The 1,705-nt window shown below is 66.2% G+C and carries 1 protein-coding gene; it reads left to right on the top strand.

The window, feature by feature from the left end:
* Nucleotides 1-257 precede the first annotated feature (257 nt).
* Nucleotides 258-1,613, top strand: a complete 1,356-nt coding sequence (locus Aph01nite_RS40860; protein WP_239162358.1) for an IS110 family RNA-guided transposase — start codon at nucleotides 258-260, stop codon at nucleotides 1,611-1,613.
* Nucleotides 1,614-1,705: the final 92 nt, after the last annotated feature.

The raw sequence follows: 1,705 nt of genomic DNA, 5'->3' as shown, positions 1-1,705 counted from the left end.
AGCGCCTAACAGTCCCCCTGTCCCTTCCGGTGACGCCACACCGGCGTGAAAATTGGGGCGGGTTGCCCGCCGACGCCGGACATACATTCTGGGCCGGATGAGCTCGTCTAACAGTCTGGCGCCGGGGCCCGACCTTGATGGGTCACGCACTGTTGCTTCGAGCACGCCGGTCAGAATGTTCGGTTCCCGACCGAGGCCCCCGGGCAGCCCGCCGTCCACCCCCCAGATCTTGGACAGGAGAGCGATCACCTGTGGTGATGCGAGAACCCCAGGAGGTTCCGGACGAGGAGCATGAGCAACTCCTTGACCGGGTGGCCGCGATCGATGTGGCCAAAGCCTCCGGCACGGTATGCACCCGGGTTCCGCGCGAGCACCAGGCCGGTCGGCGGCTGACCAGGGTGTGGGACGTGGACGCCACCGTGAACGCGGTCACCGAGCTGGGCGATCACCTGGTGTGCCAGGGGATCGAGAAGGTCACCGTCGAATCGACCGGCGACTACTGGCGGATCTGGTACTACGTGCTGGAAGCGCGTGGCCTGCAGGTGCAGCTGGTCAATGCCAGGGACGTGAAGAACCTGCCCGGCCGGTCGAAAACCGACAAGCTGGATGCGGTCTGGCTGGCCAAGCTGACAGAGAAAGGCCTGCTGCGGCCCTCGTTCGTCCCGCCGCGGGAGATCCGGACGCTGCGGGACTACACCCGCATGCGGGCCGATCTGATCCAGGAAAGGACCCGGCACTGGCAGCGGATGGAGAAACTGCTGGAGGACTCGCTGATCAAGATGTCCTCGGTGGCCAGCACGCTGACGACCGCCTCGGCACGGGACATGATCGAGGCGCTGATCGCCGGCGAGCGCAACCCGAGGGTGCTGGCGGAGCTGGCCCGGGGCAGGATGCGTGTCAAGATCCCCGCGCTGGTGGAGGCATTGACCGGCCGGTTCGACGATCACCACGCCGAACTCGCCGCGATGCTGCTGGCGCAGATCGATGGCCTGCAAGCCTCGATCCTCACGCTCACCGATCGGATCCAGGCGCTGCTTGAGCAACTGCCCGCCGCGCAGGCGGCAGATGGCCATGACGATCACGGACCGGGCGGGGATATCGGGGTCCCGGCAGCCGTCCGGCAGTCCGCGAGCGCGGTGGAACGTCTTGACGAGATCCCCGGTATCAGCCCGGAGATCGCTCAGGTCGTCATCGCCGAGATCGGGCTGGACATGACCCGCTTCGCCACCGCCGGCCACCTGACCTCCTGGGCCAGACTGTCTCCCCGCACCGTTCAGTCGGGGTCCAAGAGCCGGGGAGGGATGACCGGAAAGGGTAATCCCTACCTGAAGGGCGTATTGGGAACAGCTGCGGCGGTGGCGGCCAAGACCGACACCTTCCTTGGTGAACGTTACCGGCGGATCGTCAAACGCCGTGGCAAGCTCAAGGCCATGGTGGCCGTGGCCCGTTCGATCCTGGTCATCATCTGGCATCTGCTGGCCGATCCAGCCGCCCGCTACCAAGACCTGGGGGCGGACTACCACATCAGGATCGACCGGGATAAGAAGACCCGCGGTCATGTCCGGCAGCTCCGAGCGCTCGGTTTCACCGTTTCCCTTACCCCCACGACCTGATCTCGATCACGCCGACCAGGCCCGGACCGGCGATACCAGTCCGGGTTCGCTGCGGCGCGCCCAGCTGAGGTGGTCATTTTCCGGTCAGAATG

The organism is Acrocarpospora phusangensis (genome assembly GCF_016862995.1).
GTDB lineage: Bacteria > Actinomycetota > Actinomycetes > Streptosporangiales > Streptosporangiaceae > Acrocarpospora > Acrocarpospora phusangensis.
The sequence above is the reverse complement of the archived record's forward strand: the minus strand, read 5'-3'. Positions and strand labels throughout refer to the sequence as shown.